12 protein-coding genes are annotated in these 17193 nt (G+C 43.6%); 5 read left to right on the top strand and 7 right to left on the bottom strand.

Annotation, left to right across the window (positions count from 1 at the left end):
- Positions 1-2: 2 nt before the first annotated feature.
- Positions 3-1091: a hypothetical protein gene (locus H6G03_RS23450; protein WP_190469345.1), complete on the top strand. Its 1089-nt coding sequence runs from the start codon at positions 3-5 to the stop codon at positions 1089-1091.
- Here H6G03_RS23450 and H6G03_RS23445 read toward each other — a convergent pair.
- Positions 1082-2752: an alpha-amylase family glycosyl hydrolase gene (locus H6G03_RS23445; protein ID WP_190469343.1), complete on the bottom strand. Its 1671-nt coding sequence runs from the start codon at positions 2750-2752 to the stop codon at positions 1082-1084. The two genes, H6G03_RS23450 and H6G03_RS23445, sit on opposite strands and share 10 nt — an antisense overlap.
- 458 nt (positions 2753-3210) lie before the next feature.
- Entirely contained in the window at positions 3211-4038 is an 828-nt protein-coding gene (locus H6G03_RS23440) for a cyanophycinase (protein ID WP_190469340.1), read from the bottom strand.
- Positions 4039-4141: 103 nt separating this feature from the next.
- Between H6G03_RS23440 and H6G03_RS23435 the strand changes: the two genes are divergently transcribed.
- On the top strand, positions 4142-4336 hold the full coding sequence (locus tag H6G03_RS23435; RefSeq protein ID WP_190469336.1) for a hypothetical protein: 195 nt from the start codon (positions 4142-4144) through the stop codon (positions 4334-4336).
- Here H6G03_RS23435 and H6G03_RS23430 read toward each other — a convergent pair.
- Complete coding sequence (locus H6G03_RS23430) at positions 4333-4530, bottom strand: hypothetical protein (RefSeq protein WP_190469333.1); 198 nt, start codon at positions 4528-4530, stop codon at positions 4333-4335. The two genes, H6G03_RS23435 and H6G03_RS23430, sit on opposite strands and share 4 nt — an antisense overlap.
- A gap of 402 nt (positions 4531-4932) precedes the next feature.
- On the opposite strand from H6G03_RS23430, the gene H6G03_RS23425 reads away from it, so the two are divergent.
- Positions 4933-6843, top strand: coding sequence for an ATP-binding protein (locus H6G03_RS23425; RefSeq protein ID WP_190469330.1), 1911 nt, complete (start codon positions 4933-4935; stop codon positions 6841-6843).
- A gap of 391 nt (positions 6844-7234) precedes the next feature.
- On the opposite strand, the gene H6G03_RS23420 is transcribed toward H6G03_RS23425, so the two are convergent.
- The 4 genes from H6G03_RS23420 to H6G03_RS23405 all read right to left on the bottom strand — a co-directional run bounded on the left by H6G03_RS23420 (position 7235) and on the right by H6G03_RS23405 (position 11924).
- Entirely contained in the window at positions 7235-8986 is a 1752-nt protein-coding gene (locus H6G03_RS23420) for an alpha-amylase family glycosyl hydrolase (protein WP_190469327.1), read from the bottom strand.
- A gap of 163 nt (positions 8987-9149) precedes the next feature.
- Complete coding sequence (gene ruvA, locus H6G03_RS23415) at positions 9150-9776, bottom strand: Holliday junction branch migration protein RuvA (RefSeq protein ID WP_190469324.1); 627 nt, start codon at positions 9774-9776, stop codon at positions 9150-9152.
- Positions 9773-10534, bottom strand: coding sequence for a sucrose-phosphate phosphatase (locus H6G03_RS23410; RefSeq protein ID WP_190469372.1), 762 nt, complete (start codon positions 10532-10534; stop codon positions 9773-9775). Before H6G03_RS23410 ends, ruvA begins: the two co-directional genes overlap by 4 nt.
- 361 nt (positions 10535-10895) lie before the next feature.
- Complete coding sequence (locus H6G03_RS23405) at positions 10896-11924, bottom strand: tetratricopeptide repeat protein (protein WP_190469321.1); 1029 nt, start codon at positions 11922-11924, stop codon at positions 10896-10898.
- 501 nt (positions 11925-12425) lie between these two features.
- Between H6G03_RS23405 and H6G03_RS23400 the strand changes: the two genes are divergently transcribed.
- Together H6G03_RS23400 and H6G03_RS23395 are read left to right on the top strand one after the other, a co-directional pair.
- Complete coding sequence (locus H6G03_RS23400; RefSeq protein WP_190469318.1) at positions 12426-13673, top strand: MFS transporter; 1248 nt, start codon at positions 12426-12428, stop codon at positions 13671-13673.
- 252 nt (positions 13674-13925) lie between these two features.
- Positions 13926-17186, top strand: coding sequence for an ATP-binding protein (locus H6G03_RS23395; protein WP_190469314.1), 3261 nt, complete (start codon positions 13926-13928; stop codon positions 17184-17186).
- The last annotated feature ends 7 nt before the right edge of the window (positions 17187-17193 follow it).

Below are 17193 nucleotides of genomic sequence, written 5' to 3'. Positions count from 1 at the left end.
GAATGGAAAAACTGAGTAAGTTATTAGAAATAAACCATTCTGAGTTAGCGCGATTGGTGCGGTTTTACTTACATGGATTGCAGGGTGGATTGCAGGTTGCTTTAACAGAATTACCCGAAGACCCTGGTGCAAATTTAGCCAAAGAAGTACTAGGGGAATTAGAGGGAATTTTGCGATCGCCAACCTCTACACCCATAGAAAATATTTCGCATTCGCTAGAAGATATATTTGAACCAGTTACTTCTAATTATAGCAGTAAACTAAGCGGAATTAAACATAATTTTGAAACAGATAAAGAATTGCGTTTCTATCTCGGCGATTTCCAACTGCTAAGTAATAATGATGCCGATTTGTGGCAGGAAATGCAATTAAAGTTATTGCGAGTTCCCGAAACTTTAGCTGAGTCTTGGCGAGAGAAATTACCGGATTTCAGTAATCAGCGATCGCCTATCCAACTTCCCTTCACCCGCGACGAACATATCTACCCCGGTTTAGAATTTTCTACGAAAACAAAATTAGATGTGCGAGTAGCAGTAGAAACATCAGACTCAGATGTTTATTTTCTCGCCACGGTGTTATCTACTTATATAAAATTTATCGAAGCAATCGACCCAGATTTACATCACGCTTTCAAACCTGTGAATCGTTTTGGCGTCAAATCTTTAGCCACTAAAGATGAGAAATCAAAATATATCGCAGCTTTAATAGATTGCTTTCAACGTGCCAAAACAGCCGCGAAAAACATCGATCCAGCCGACAATTTACGTGCCAGAATTGATTTAGACGAAGCTATCAACTCTTTAGTATATCAGCCACCAGTCGATCGCGATTCCTGGTGGGGAAAACTACAGCAAGAAGCGCGGCGCACTTTGAAAAAAGCCGCCGAAAGCGCACGCAAAGCAGGTCATACCGTCCAAATTCGCGAGTTATGGGGTGCTTACGCCGATATCCGCGCTTACTCCAAAGACGACCTGGAACTGGATAGCGGCGGTAGGTCAGGAGAAGTGCTAGCTTGTCTGCGCGTTTATGCCAAAATTGATGATGAAGTGTTACCCGGTCGGGTACTTTATCGATCGTTTTTTCAATCTTGATAAACTAACACTTTGCCTTCATATTCTGGCAGGTCTAAGGTCAAATTCTCACCAGCTTCTACATCGCAGTTATTGATGCGATCGCGCCATTTTCCAGCAGCGGGGAAGTTGGGAATTTGATAACCAAGTAGAGCATTATTAGAAAAATTTAGCACAACAACAACCGGAGGAGCATCTTCAGTCCAGCGATGGTAAGCGATAACTTTTGCTTCTGCATTTTCGTGGAAAATTTCGATGTTATCGTTTTGCAGCGAGCGATTTTCTTTCCGCAACTCAATTAAGCTTTTGTAATAAGCAAACAAATCGCGATTTTTCTCTCTCTCCAACAAAGGCCATGCAATTTTTTTCGGCTGAGTTACAGTTTCGCTTTTGCGTTTGTGTTCGCCAAATTCTTCTCCCATCCACAGCATTGGTACTCCCATCGCTGTTGTTAACAGAACAGCTGCCAACTTAGTTCGCCGAAATGCCTCTTCGCCAAAAATGCCGCGATCGCCTAATTCTCTCATTGTACGTTCGCGATCGTGAGTCGCCAAGTAATTGATGACATTTGTAGTAGCAGTATAACCCTGTCGCCTGGGGTCTAAAACTTCCTTCAGCTTTTCTAATTCAAAGCTTTCACCAGCAATATGGGGAATCGCAAAGTAATAAAAACTCTCATGCCAACAAGCATCCAGCGGGCCATTTGGGGTCACAACCTTATGCGTATCGGGAATATGTTCGGCAATGTTGTAAAACGGCTTATTTGCAGCAGCTTTTTTCGCTTCGTTGGCAATCCATTCTAAGAATTCATAGTTAGCTAATTGCCGCACCGCGTCAAAGCGAATGCCATCAATATGATATTCTCTTACCCAAAAAGTCACCACATCGCCGATGAATTGCCAAGCAGGTTTTATCTTCAATTTTTCGTTGTAATTATCGTAGTTAAATTCTGGCCCCCAATAATTACCCGGATCTTCCGGATAGTGCATATACTCGTAATACCAGTAATTTCTGTCTATCAGCAATAACGGACATTCTTCATCCGTGTGGTTATAAATTCCGTCCAGAATAACGCGAATACCTCTGGCGTGACATTCATCAATAAAGCGCTTCAACTCTTCAGTTGTGCCATAACTGGATTCTGTCGCGAAATAATGACGCACTTTGTATCCCCAACTATAATCGCCTGGATACTCATTTACTGGCATCAATTCGATCGCATTAATCCCCAATTCGCATAGATAATCTAACTTAGCGATCGCATCTACATATTTGCCTCGCTTATGGGCATCGAGTTCGCCGCCAGAAAAGTCGGCTATGTGCATTTCATATATGACTAATTCATGATTTTCCGGTAGCACTTTGTCGTCATATTGCCAAACATAAGTATCGACAATTCTTTTGCCTTCCTTAATTCGCAGCACACCTTGTTTTTTTATTTCATCAACGTCTGTAGCGTATGGGTCGATGACATCTACCCATTCGTCAGGTGTAAAAGCGGGGCTTTTCGACTGGACGCGAAATTTGTATTGATAAACACCATCCTCTAGCTCTACTTGCGTCCGAAAATAACCATCATCTCCTTTTTCCATTGGGATTTCTTTCCAATTAGAGAAAGACCCGACTAAGGAAAGTTTCTTATTATTAGGAGCAAGTAAATTGAATTCGATCGAACTGGACATAAAGCGCTTTTCCCTCACAAGCCAGAGGTATACAGAAATTATTTTGGATGTAGGGCTTTTTCAGTGCAAGCATCTTCAGTAAGATAAAATCTACTACTTGAGAAATATTATAAATAAATCGAGCGTACCGCTCTTACCAAAGCAATATGTTTACAATCTGTAATCGCTACTTTGGATAGATGCTTTTAAAGATTATGAATGCCGCCCTAGAAAGAGGTTATTATAAATATAAGTAGAGAAGATAAAAATATAAAATTTAAAGATTAACGAGGGGCTGAAAAATGCCTACATTAGGAGAATGGATTCATCTTGTTTCTAGCGGTGGAGTTGGCGTTACTTTGATTATTCTGGGATATTACTTTGCGGCCATCTCTATCTAACTAAATACTAAGTACCTAGTTAAAAAAAGTTCCCAGAGTATTGCTCTAGGAACTTGTCCGCTCAACGAATTAATACTTTTAGGCTGCTTGCTGAGCCATTTGTTCAACAACTGGCTTTCGAGTTTTCAAGTTAAACCGATATCCATCTGGAAGAATATGCAATTTAGCTCCACAAATTGCTAAAGCTTCATCCTTCAAGAGTTCGTCTACATTAATATGGACGATTTCTGACAAATCGACAACGGTAACAACACCCGAACCTACGACTTGAAACTCATCGCCTTGTATTACCACAGCTGTATCTTCGTCAATACCGAATCCCAAAACGGCTGGTTGCTGTGCTAGTGCGGAGAGCAAGCGTCCCAAACGTCCGCGTTGCGAGAAATGCTGATCGACCACTATCCCCGGAAGAAAGGCCATACCCGGCCCCATTGCCACAACATCAACGCGAGGATGGGTTTCCGAGTCGCCTTCAATAATCATAATGTCTGGCATCATTGCCGCACCAGCGCTTGTACCCCCGACTACGATTCCTTCCGCGTAGCGTTTATGAATAGCTCGATCGAGGTCGGTGTCCTTAATGGTGCTGATGATGCGAGCTTGATCTCCTCCAGTAAAGAACACACCAGTCGCATTTTCCATAAATTCTAAGTATTCGGGTTTGCTTGCATCTTCCCGATATTCGGTGTCTATAACTCGAACTTCCTCAGCACCCAGTCGCTCAAAGATCCTGGTGTAATCTTCTCCCACTTCTCTTGGTAAGCCTGTCGCAGCCGTCATAATTCCAATGCGACTTTTGATACCTCCTGCCCGCCGAACGAACTCCCGAAGTACCTTGCATTCTCCTTCCTTTTGTTCTGCCCCACCAACAATGACTAATTGCCCACGATTTTCATTTAGCGCCATATTAACTCCAGTTTTCACCTGATTTATTTTCTATAAAACATGACAGTTTAAACAAAGGGAACAGCCAAATGGTAGATCTTTATACTGAAATTTTTTTTGTTATATGGTAAAGCTTTCTGACCGATTTGTAATAAAATGCGGTTTTATGCAGAGTAGCTGTGCGATCGCAAAAGTGAATCGCCAGGAGATAACTCCCGATCCAAGCTTGAGATCGGGAGTGGAGAGAGAGTCAGGTGCTGGTGTGAATGGAGATGTTTTACATCTAAATTTATCCTTGCCAAACAGAATGTTTAATTAAGCTAAACGCTTAATTAAATTGCGTAACAAAGAACGGGCTTTTTCTAAAGGAAAATGCTTGGGTTTTCCTTGGTATACTATTTGGTACTCGTTGGTGTCTTGGCCGTCTCCATAGCCAGAAATAAGTTTCCGGTGGAAAGCTTCCTCAGCAAGTTCTCGAACTTCATCTCTGAGATCAGCTTTGGTAATATTCATGTGCTGTCTCCTCAATGCGTTCTTTAATTTTCAATCGTTTCGGTGTAGGTTGTACCTATCGTAAGTTATATATTATTAGTAGAAAAATATGCCTTTTTAGTTAATCTACAAAATCAACACACACCTTTATCCAAAATTTGGCGATCGCGTAAATAGTTCGGTAAGTATTTTGGCGCTGGGATAACTTAACATTGCCTTTGGATAGATGAAAATCCTACACATTAAGGTTAAGTTGTAGTCGGCGTGGCTAGAAATTTAGCAAAGAGAAATCGCTGTTGTTAACCTGCAATGAAAATGTTGGAGAAAAATCTCCCTCTTATTGAAGATGACAGCAAAAAATGGATTTTTTAGCCACGTACAGAAATTAAATTTGCAGGGAGTTTAGCTTTGCGGAGATAATCAATGGTGCGAGAACAAATTATCGATACAGTACGCATTAACGCCAGGAAGACAGACGCCTTCGATATTTACAACATCAAACATTACATGGGGCCGAACCCATATTTAGAGACGGGGGCAGTAGTATTAGATTTTACCCTCACCGGGTATTTGTCGCCTCAACCCATAGAGGAATATTTGTCAGTGATTGGCGATCGCTACCCACAGTTGCGCGATGAGACATACGAAACCCATGCCCATCTCTTCGCCCGCACACTTTCAGAACTGGGAAAACTCGACATGGGTTTGCACCTCAACCGTTGGAATCTGAAACAGCATCCCAACTTTTTCAGAATTGCGGTGCAAGCACTGCACGCACGTACAAGTCGGGCAATAGTTTATACCGTTTGGGACTGGTTTGAAGCAATTAATCAAAAGGAAGATTTTGGTTTAGACGATCGCATTCGCAATCTTCAAGACACATTCCGACACAGCGTTTATGGTGGCCCCACAGTCTACGCTTTATTACGCACAGCCTGCGGCAAAGGAATTCCCACCTTTTATCTGTGGGATGAAGGACTCATGCAATACGGCTACGGCAAAAAACTAATTCGCGGCGTAGCCACAACATTTGATAACGATAGCCATCTCGATTCCGACTTTACCACCCGCAAAGATGACTGCAAAGCTTTTTTGAGTACATTAGGTTTTCCCGTTCCTAAAGGCGATGTAGTTGTCTCCCTTGGAGAAGCAAAAGCCGCCGCCGCAGAAATTGGCTATCCAGTAGCAGTTAAACCTGTAGCCGGTCACAAAGGCATAGGGGTAACAGCTGCGGTGCGAAACGAAGAAGAATTACAACAAGCTTTTGGCAGGGCGCTCAAAGCAATTCCAGAAGAACAATCAATCTCAATAATTGTCGAAAAAAGCATCAAAGGTGCAGATTTCCGCATCCTCTGCGTTAACGGCAGATTTGTCGCCGCTACCGAACGCCGTCCCGCATCAGTTGTAGGTGATGGGTACTCAACTATTCGTGAATTAATCGGGCGCGAAAATCGCAAACCTGCCCGTTTGGACACCCCTACTTCGGCGATGAGTAAAATTCAGTGCGACGACGCAATGGAACAGTATCTGTCCGAACAAAACTTATCAATGGACAGCGTAATTGAGTCAGGACGCACCGTTTATCTTCGCAAAGTCGCCAATCTTTCTGCTGGTGGTTTGAGTATAGATGCAACGCGCACCGTTCACCCAGATAACATTATTTTGGCGCAAGATATCGCACAGCACTTTAAGCTTACTTGTCTGGGGATAGATGTCATTTCTCCCAATCTCTCTGAATCTTGGAAATCGGGTAACTTCGGCATCCTGGAAATTAATGCCGCACCGGGGATTTTTATGCACCTTAACCCTGCCATCGGTGAAAGCGTCGATGTGCCGTCGTCGATTTTAGAAACCTTCTTTAAGTCTGGTGCAGATGCGAGGATACCGATTATTACTTTCAACCAAATTTCAGTTGCAGAACTGCAAGAAACTATTGACCATATCCTGTTGCAACACCCCGACTGGACGATAGGTGCTGTTTGTCGAGAAGCAGTTTTTGTGAATCGATCGCAAAAAATCTTGCACAAGGATTACAACACCAATGTCCAAAGCTTATTGCGTAATCCCAAACTGGATTTACTGATTGCTGAATACACAGAAGACGTGCTGGAAAGAGATGGTATGTTTTACCACGGCAGCAACATGGTAGTTCTGAATAATCCCACAGAAACAGAGATGATGCTAACGGGGGATATTATCGAAGACGCTACTGTAGTTGTCAAGGAAGGAAACAGCGTTTCCATTCGGCGCAAAGGTTTGATAGAACAATACTCCTTGGGAGAAGGCGAACCATTTACGCGGGTTTATCTGAAGGAAATTGGGACGATTCTGTAGGTTAATTCAGATATTACACCAACACAGATTGCCGATAACTTAAGTATGTTGTTGCGCTGTTTCCTACTTAGCGCAACAACATAGCTTTGTTTAATATCTCAGTTTGCTTGGAATCATGAGTTAAATTTAACCGCAGATGTAGAAAGATGCACGCAGATAAACGCAGATACGATCGCAAATTTTTTACGTAAACGATACTAGCGATTATATCTATGTGTTTGGCAAAAAGTTAGCAAATACATCTGCGTTTATCTGCGTTTATCTGTTCTCATCTGCGGTTATAAATATATCTATTGTACTTGGCGAAAAGTTAGCAAATATATCTGTTCTCATCGGCGGTAAAAAAAAGGGTGGGCAGTGCCCACCCTACACAAAGCAAGAGGAAACTTGACTATTGCCAAACGAAAACTTTTGCTTCGTACTCCGGTAAATCGATGATGATTTGACCGCTGCCAGACTCAACATCGTGGTCGTAAGTCCATTCGTGCCATTTGCCATCGGCAGGGAAGTTAGGAACGGTGTATCCAGCCAGATAGTTATCTGAGAAATTGGCGACGACGACTACACGGGAACCTTCACCATTCCAGCGCGTGTAGGCTAATACCTTTGCCTCAGCATTTTCATGGAAGAAATCAATGTTTTCGGTGTAAAGGGCATGATTGTTTTTCCGCAAATTAATCAAGCCTTTGTAGTATTCAAACAAACCGCTATTGAGGTCATTTCCTAACAGCGCCCATTCGATTTTTGTGGGATCGATCGTTTTGGGTTTGTAGTCACCAAACTCTTCTCCCATCCACAGCATTGGCACGCCGACAGATGTCATTAATATGGCGGCTCCCAACTTAGCACGTTTAAAAGCTTCGCCATCAAAAATGGTGCGGTTGGCCAACTCCACCATAACGCGCTTTTGGTCGTGGTTGCTGAGATAATTAACTACGTTGGTAGCCCCCATGAAGCCTTGGCGCTTGCAGTCGATCGCATCTTTCAAACGCTCCAAATCAAACGTATCGCCGCAGATGTGTTCGATCAGACAGAAACGGTAACTATCGTGCCAACAACCATCCATAGGCCCGTCAAAATTGGTGATGCTGGGCGTTTCTGGGATGTGTTCGGCAATGTTGTAAAACGGTTTCGACCCTGCTGTTTTTTTCGCTTCTTCAACGATCCAGTGCATGAAATCGTAGTTGGCCATTTGCCGTGCAGCATCGTAACGAATGCCATCAATATGATATTCCTGAATCCAAAAACGCACCGTCTCGCCGATAAATTGCCACGCGGGTTTAACGCCTAAATTTTCGTCGTAATGTTCGTAGTTAAATTCCGGCCCCCAGTTATTATCGGGATCGCGGGGCGCATGGTGATACCAATAATCGTGATCGATTTGAGTGAGCGGACAAGATGCTTCCGAGTGGTTATAAATCCCGTCCATGATCACCCGAATGCCGCGTGCGTGGCACTCGTCAATCAGATTTTTTAATTCGTCGGTTGTGCCGTAACTTGTTTCTGTGGCAAAGAAATAACGAGGATTATAGCCCCAACTATAATCGCCGGGATATTCTTTAACTGGCATCAGTTCAATGGCGTTGATGCCGAGTTCGCAGAGATAATCTAACTTTTCAACAACGTGTTTGTATTTGCCACGAACGTAGCGATCGGGTTCGCCGCCGGAGAAGTCGGCAACGTGCAATTCGTAGATGACTAATTCGCGATCGGCAGGTAACGGTTTGTCGTCGTGTTTCCAAACGTAGGTATCGACAATTCGTTTGCCGTCTTTGATTGTTACCGTGCCAACTCCTTTGCTTTCATCAACATCTGTTGCGTAAGGGTCGATGATATCTACCCATTGGTCTGGTTCAAAAAACCAGCTTTTGGATTGCACGCGCAATTTATATTCGTAAACGCCATCTTCCAATTCAACTTGGGTGCGGAAATAACCATCTTCACCTTTTTGCATCGGGATTTCTTTCCAATCGGAAAAAGTCCCGATTAACGCGGCTCCTTTGTTATAAGGTGCAAATAAAGTAAATTCAATCGTACTTGTTTTATGATTTTTTTGACTTTGGTTATGAGTTTTTTGGGCAGGGACAGCGTTTTTCTTCTCTTCTTGGATTTTTTGAGAAGAATTAACTTTTGTGCTTGTCATATCGGACTTTTGGTAATATTAGGGCTACAACAGTATTCTGCTATTTTTAACTCAGCTATTGAATCGTTCTGTGGAAATAAACTTGCTTATAACAGATCAGTCCGCAGGCATAGCGTTGAAGTAATATTTACAATTTTGAGAAGCAATTCCGAAGCATCTTATATTACTTACTCAACCAGGCGATCGCAGCTCGAATCCAATCTTCCGCCTCTTTAGCTTTTGCCATCAGCGGGTCTTCGCTGACCGCCTTCAGTGCCTGTACTACCTCGCTGCTGGTATAACCTAACGCCAGTAAGGTCATTTCTACATCTTCAATAATTGCCCCAGAAGGGCCAGTTGCGTTAGAACTGGCTACACCAGCGAAATGCCGCCATTCTGCGAGTTTGGTTTTTAGTTCTAGGGCAATGCGTTCGGCGGTTTTGTTACCGACGCCGCGTGCTTTTGCTAGGGCGCGGATATTGCCGGTGACGATCGCTTGCACCAAATCTTCGAGTCCCAAGGTGTCTAAAAGTGCGATCGCCAAAGCTGCACCGATACCATTCACATTTGTCAGTTGGCGAAACAAATCTCGTTCTGCTGCGGAAGCAAAACCATATAGAATCATCCGATCTTCCCGCACTTGCAAGTCAGTAAAAACTTGTGCATCTTCCCCAGGTGAGGGCAACTTTTCTGCCAAACGCGGCGGGATTTGCAATTCGTAACCGATTTGGTTAACTTCCAGAATGAGGGTAACGCGATCGCTGCTACTTTTGTGAAAGCCTGTGATCGTTCCTTTGAGATAGCTAATCATAACAAAAAGCCGAAGTGGTACAAACCTTCCAAAATTCCACCAGCACAAGCTGCCTTTGCTAAATACCGATAGTCAGCTGGATTAGCTTTCAGCCATCGGCGGAGTTCTGGTTGGGCATTTCCTACAATAATCCCTCTTGGTTCCCCTATACTAAATAAAGCGATATCATTTCCAGAGTCACCGCACACCACTGTTCGGGTAGCTTCTATTCCCCACTGCTCGCGCAGAAACTGTACTGCCAAACCTTTATTGCTATTGCGAGGTAAAATATCTAAGTCTTTGTTCCCGCTGTAGATCGACTGTGCGTCTACACCCCGTTCTTTCAGCAACGATTCTAAGCGGGGTATCACTTCCTCTGCGGCTCGTTCCGTCACAAAATAACTAACCTTAAAAGGTCGCTGTTCAGATGCTGGTTGAGGTACGATATCGGCAAAATTAGCACCAGTAGCTACCACCACATCGCGGTTCCAGCCTACAGAAAGTTGTGCCGACCAAATTGGATCGGGTTCGTCTTGACTGTCTGCACTATATTTGTAATAGATTTCAGTTCCCACTGCTGCAATTAAAGCATCCGGTTCTAATAGTTGCTTTTCGGTTAAAAGTTCTCGGTACAGCGCAAGAGAACGACCTGTAGCGTAGACTATTTTTGTGCCGTGTTCTTGACGATGCTGACTCAACAACTGGTTTAGTTTTTCCAGTGCTTCGTCGTCACCCACAAGAGTGTTATCCAGATCGGTTACAAACAAAAATTTCATGATTAGGGATTAGGCGCTAGTGGTTATAAAAGTCAAAAGTCAAAATAAAATATCGGCGGCTCTCCCGTTGTTGTGGTGATCGTCAAAACTTATTTAATCGTAGGGTGGGTTAAGCACGGGCGATCGGTTCAACACTTTCAACTAATAATTAAGTTTCCGTGCCGTAACCCACCATCCCACCTATCTGTAACATATACAAACATTTTCTACCATAGAACTTAGACCCGAAATACCCTTTTGGATCGACATTCTTTTGTTTGTTTGTCTTTAACCTTATAATTAAAAATTTAAGTTATAAGTTTTGAGTTGGCAATTAAAAAGTATTTTCTACTCAAAACTCATAACTTATAACTCATGGTTAATTTCAAGTTCGTGTCTGCTGAATCGTTCTGATTGCGTCTTGAGTGGATTGGACAGCTTGTGTATTTCCTTGTTCGCGAAACAGATCGGCTGCTTTCTGGAAGTCCCTAAGTGCTGCTTGAGAATTTTTCAAATTGTAGTAAGTAACACCCCGATTGAAGAAAGCTTCCGCAAAATCTGGTCTCAGTTGGATGGCGCGACTGTAATCTTGGAGCGCTTCCTGATGTTTTTGCAGTTTGTTGTAGGCAATACCTCGATTGTAGTAAGCTTTATCGTCATTGGGATCGAGGCGCACTGCTTGGTTGTAATCTTCAACCGCTCCTTGATGATCTTTCATATCATCGCGAGCGTTCCCCCGATTGATATAGGCTTTGGGGTTATTGGGATCGAGCCTAATTGCCTCAGTGCTGTCCTCGATCGCGCCTTGAAAATCCTTCAAGAAATAGCGAGCGTAACCGCGATTTACATAAGCTTGAGCCAATTCGGGATTGAGTTTTAATGCTTGAGTGTAATCTTGGATCGCTCCTTTGTAATCCCCTTGTCTCGCCTTTTCAATCCCCCGGTTGTACAAGTCCACCGCACTCATTTCCGTTTCCGGTCTAGTTGTTGGCGTTGACTCTGTACTGGGTGGCGTTGTGGAGTTATTCGGAGTTGACCTTGGTTCGGGTTGAGCTGGTGTTGTTTCTTCCGCCTCCGATGGCGTTGACTCTGTGGAGTTCGGCTTAGACTCAGGTTTAACTGGTGTTGTTCCTTCCGCCTCCGCTGGCGTTGATTGTGTGCGGTTTGGCTTAGATTCAGGTTTGGCTGGTGTTGTTCCTTCCGCCTCCGCTGGCGTTGTTGATTCCTGTTGGGTTGGCTTGGACTGAGCTTCCGCTGGGTTTGACTCGCTGTTGCGAGCTGGCTTAGACTCAGCCTGGGTTGGCTTTCCTGAAGGAGACTGGCTTGGCTTTGACTGAGCCTGAACAACAGGAGAGATGCTACCCAGTGCAGTGGCGATTCCTAAAATTGCGATCGTTCGGTAAATAGGGTTCATGACTTTAGCCAATCGACTTGGTGCCAGTAGAAATCGAGGTTTGCAGAAAATAGGTATAACCTAATACGATATCAGAATTTGGTAAATATTACTCTTCCGATCGCTACTTAGGCATTTCCTCTTAGTGGCTTCACGGGACGAAGTAAAACCCTTTGTTGTTCCACCTGCCAATTCCCTTACTGCTGAACGCTTCTGAGTTGTGCGAGAGCATTTCGATCGCGATCGTTTTTTCCTTAGCGCTAATAAATTTCTGCTGCTTTTTGCCCTGGAGCGATCGCTCCCAGCCGATCCCCAAGTGTAACTTTGGACAAGAGGAGCGATCTGGCCTACAAGCGTAACTATTCCCAAGACAAGGATGATGCGCGAATGGAACTAAACATCAGTAAATTCATGGCTTTTGGGCAAACTTTTAACTGCTAGATAGCCGATATTATTTCTGACTCAGTTATACTTATGCAGTCCCAGGTAAACGCTGCGATTTTTGTATTGATTTAAGCGCAAATGAAATTTTTAAATATATCCCAATGGCGTTGGTTACCCGGACTAAATCCGCAAGTGGGGATTCTGGCGGTAGGTAGGTTCCTCTCGGAAGTTGGATCGGGTTTTACCCTGTTTTATGCACCGATCTTTTTTGCTAATTTAGTGAATTTATCGGCGACCCAAGTAGGCATCGGTTTGGGTAGCGCCTCGATTTCTGGTGTTCTGGGGCGCTTACTGGGAGGGTCTTTTGCCGATTCCCGCTTCTGGGGTCGTCGGCGTACTTTATTGCTCTCGGCAGCTATTTCGGCGATCGCATCTTTAGTAATGGCGCTCAGCGATAATTTTTCCACTTTTGTTGTCGCTAACTTACTGATGGGTTTGGGTATGGGTTTGTATTGGCCGGCAACGGAAGCCGCAGTAGCAGATTTAACACAGCCCGAACATCGTCAAGAAGCTTTCGCGATTGTGCGATTTGCAGATAATTTCGGTTTGGGAGTAGGCATTATTCTGGGCGGAATGTTGATCGGTACAACAGGCGCTTATCGGGCGTTGTTTGTGATTGATGCGATATCTTTTGTCGTCTTCTTTGCGGTTATTTATTTTGCGATCGCAGAAACTTACAAACCAACGGAACACCATAGGGAAAAACTGGGCAACTGGGAAACAGCATTGCGCGATCGTCGCCTTGTTATCTTTGTTCTAGGCAATATCATCTTCACAACTTACGTTTCCCAACTGCACAGCACCATTCCCCTGTACTTCAGCAAGTTTGTACCGGTGGGTAACTCAAAAGTAGGATTTGCCACCATAACTATCAGCGCTTTGTTTACCTGGCACACGATCCTCGCAACTTTGTGTCTGATTCCGATCTCCCGCCTCTTGAGGCGATTTAGCCATCCCCACGCTTTAACTGTTTCCGCTTTATTGTGGGCGGTGGGATTCAGTTTGATCTGGGTGACTGGCGTTGCACCTGCTGGGCAATTAACTTGGGCCATATTGGCGATGGGAGTAACAGCGATCGCGATCGTCTTTTATACACCTTCCGCATCTGCCTTCGTTGCCGACATTGCACCGGAGTCCCGGCGCGGTCTCTACCTTTCCATCAACTCTTTGTGCTGGGCAGTTGGATACGCTGTTGGCCCTCCCTTGGGTGGCTGGGCGATGGATCGATCGTCAATAGCCGCAAACAGTTTTTGGTTGGGATTGGCTTTCAGCGTAGTTATCGTTGTGGCGATTTTGCAATACCTCAACCGGATTTTAAATAACTAGATACTGATGTTATCTTGTACTTGCAATCTAGCTGAAATGATACGAAAAAAGAAAAATGAAAGATGAACTTTTAGATGGTAAAACCGCGAAACAGTTGACTGCCTGCCAAGTTAAAAGTGCAAAAAATTCGCAACAAGTAAATTCCCAAAATGCTTTCGTGGATAATTGAGCTTATCATCTGAATAAAATTGCTTATCCCCCTCCGTGTGGTTCAATCCAGATGAGAATCAATAGCATAACCCTCTCTCCGCCATGCCAATTCATACTCTAAATAGCGTCGTTAGCAAAGTTTCTGGCAAGGCTACCCTGCGAACTATCCTGATTGTCCCATTTGTTGTACAAATCGTTGGGGCTGTGGGGTTAGTTGGGTATCTCTCTTTTAAAAATGGGCAACAGGCAGTCAACGATGTTGCTTCCCAATTGCGGAGGGAAATTAGCGAGCGCACTTTCGATCGCATTAGCACTTACCTAAGAACACCTCATCCGATTAATTTAACTAACGCTAATGCGATCCGTCTCGGTCAGTTAGATATAAATAATCCTCAAGTCTTACAACGTCATTTTTTAAAACAAATTCAAGTCTTTAATTCACTAAGTAGAACTTATTTCAGCAACCCCCAGGGCGGACTCGTCTCCGTCGGTAACGATGAGAGAGGACTTACAGTTGCATCCACAGAAAATTTTACGAAAGGTCGTCTTCGCGTTTACAGCGTAGATAGCCAAGGTAACCGCCAAAAATTATTGGTCAATCAACCACAATATGATGCCAGAGAACGACCTTTTTATCAAACGGCTATCACCGTAGGTAAACCGACATGGGGCCCTATTTATATCTATGTTCCTACTTCTAGAGGTTTGGGAATTTCTGCTAGCTATCCCCTCTATGATGAAACAGGTAAGCTCCAAGGTATTTTATCGAGCGATCTATCTCTTGCCGCCATCAATAATTTTCTGAAAAGTTTGAGAATCGGTATTCACGGAGAAGCATTTATTATCGAGCGATCGGGAATGATAGTAGCTTCTTCAAGCTCCGAACTTCCCTTCGTTACTGATGCAGATGGCAAAGATAAGAAACGACTCCACGGCGTGGAAATGAAAAACCCATTAATTCGAGCTACAGCACAGCATTTAATTTCTCAATTTGGCAACTTGACGGATATTAATACCTCAAAAGAACTTGAATTTGAAATAGAAGGCAAGCGCGAGTTCGCACAAGTAACTCCCTTCAAAGATGCGTTTGGTTTGGATTGGCTGATTGTGGTAGTCTTGCCAGAAGCCGACTTTATGCAGCAAATTAATGCCAACAACCAGACGACTATTCTGCTGTGTATAGCCGCCTTTATCTTAGCTACAGGAATCGGTATTTTTACCGCTGCTTGGATTACCAACCCAATTTTGCGCTTGAATACTGCTGCGAAGGAAATTGCTAAGGGTGAATGGCATAAAACATTAGAAATCAAACGCTCTGATGAAGTGGGACAATTGGCAGAGTCTTTTAATAAAATGGCAGAGCAACTGGAAGAATATTTTGCTGCACTGCGAGATAGCGAGAACCGCCTCACTCAGTTTTTAGAAGGATTGCCAGTAGGTGTATCAGTTCACGATCCAACCGGAAATGCGACTTATGCAAATCAGAGGGCGAGACAAATATTAGAGATGGACTATTTACCAGAAACTAAAACAGAGCAATTGGCACATACTTATCGAGTTTATCTCAGTGGAACCGAACTGCCATATCCGACAGAAAAGCTGCCAATTGTCAAAGCTTTAGCGGGAGAAAGCAGTACAATTGATGATATGGAAGTTTATCGTCCCGATAGAATTATTCCCTTGGAAGTCTGGGCAACTCCTATTTACGATCGCACAGGTCAAGTAGTCTATGCGATCGCCGCTTTTACTGATATCAGCGAACGCAAACAAGCCGAGAATTTATTAGCTCAATACAATCGCACCTTAGAAATTCAAGTAGCCGAACGCACAGCGGAATTAACCGACTCCAATCAACAATTGCAGCGCGAAATTGCCGAACGCAAACGAATAGAAATAGAACTGCAACAAGCAAAAGAAGCAGCCGAAGCAGCTTCGCAAGCCAAAAGCACCTTTTTGGCTAACATGAGCCACGAATTGCGATCGCCTCTTAATGCCATTCTCGGTTTTGCCCAATTAATGCTCCGCAGCTCGACTTTACTCCCAGAACACCAAGAAAAAACTCGCATCATTTACCGCAGTGGGGAACACTTACTCAGTCTCATTAATGATGTGCTGGATATGGCGAAAATCGAATCCGGACGGATCTCCCTCAACGAAACTGCTTTTGATGTTATCGCTCTACTCAATGACTTGCGAGATATGTTTTATATCAAAGCGCAAGAAAAAAGATTGTATTTTAAAATCGAATGGAGTGCTGATATTCCGCAAACGGTGCTTACTGATGAAATAAAGTTGCGCCAAGTGTTGATTAATTTACTCAGTAATGCCTTTAAATTTACCTCGTCAGGTAGCGTATTTCTGCGATTGTCAGTAGAACCGAAACAAAACCCTATTTTTAATAAAAAACTGGTACTTCACTTTGAAGTTTCCGACACTGGCTGTGGCGTTGCTGCCCATGAATTAGCCAGTATATTTCAACCATTCGTGCAAACTAAAAGCGGACAGCAAGTCCAAGGTGGAACTGGTTTGGGATTACCGATCAGTCGGCATTTCGTGCAAATGATGGGTGGAGAAATGACAGTAGAAAGTGAAATTAACAAAGGTACAAATTGCAAGTTTTACATTCAGTGTCTGCCAGATGCAATCCCTAATCGGGAAACTTCTAAAATTGCAAGTCGAGTTATTACTTTAGCACCCAACCAACCCAGTTATCGCATTTTAATTGCAGACGATCGAGCCGAAAATCGGCAATTACTTGCTGAAATGTTGCAAGAATTGGGTTTTTCAGTCCGAGTAGCGAGCAACGGTATGGAAGCTGTTCAAATATGGCAAAACTGGCAACCAGAACTTATTTTTATGGATGTCTATATGCCAGTTATGAATGGCTACTTAGCTGTTCAACAAATCAGAGCGCAGGAACATGAGAAAGTCAAACACGGAAATTTAAAAAGTGTCAAAATTGTAGCCGTCAGCGCCAGTAGCTTCGAGACAGACAGAGAAACTGCGCGACGCGCAGGCTACGATGAATTTATCCCCAAACCCTTCACAGAAAGAGACATTTTTGAGATAATAAGTAGATACCTTGGGGTGCGATATATCTATGACGAGTCCGGATTGGGCGCTACCTCAACCGAGCTTGACTTTAACATTCAGATTCCGGCTGCTCTTGCCGCTTTGCCGATCGAATTCATGCTGCGTCTAGAACAAGCCACCATTAGCCTTGACTCAATTTTGATGGAGAGCATTATTGAGGAAATTTCAACTCACGATCGAGCTTTAGCTGAAGCGCTGAAGGCTTTGATAAATGATTTCAATCATTCTACTATATTAGATTTAATCGGAGAAGCAAAATTACAGAAGTAAACTTAAA

Source organism: Aerosakkonema funiforme FACHB-1375 (genome assembly GCF_014696265.1).
GTDB classification, from domain to species: Bacteria; Cyanobacteriota; Cyanobacteriia; order Cyanobacteriales; family Aerosakkonemataceae; genus Aerosakkonema; species Aerosakkonema funiforme_A.
The sequence above is the reverse complement of the archived record's forward strand: the minus strand, read 5'-3'. Positions and strand labels throughout refer to the sequence as shown.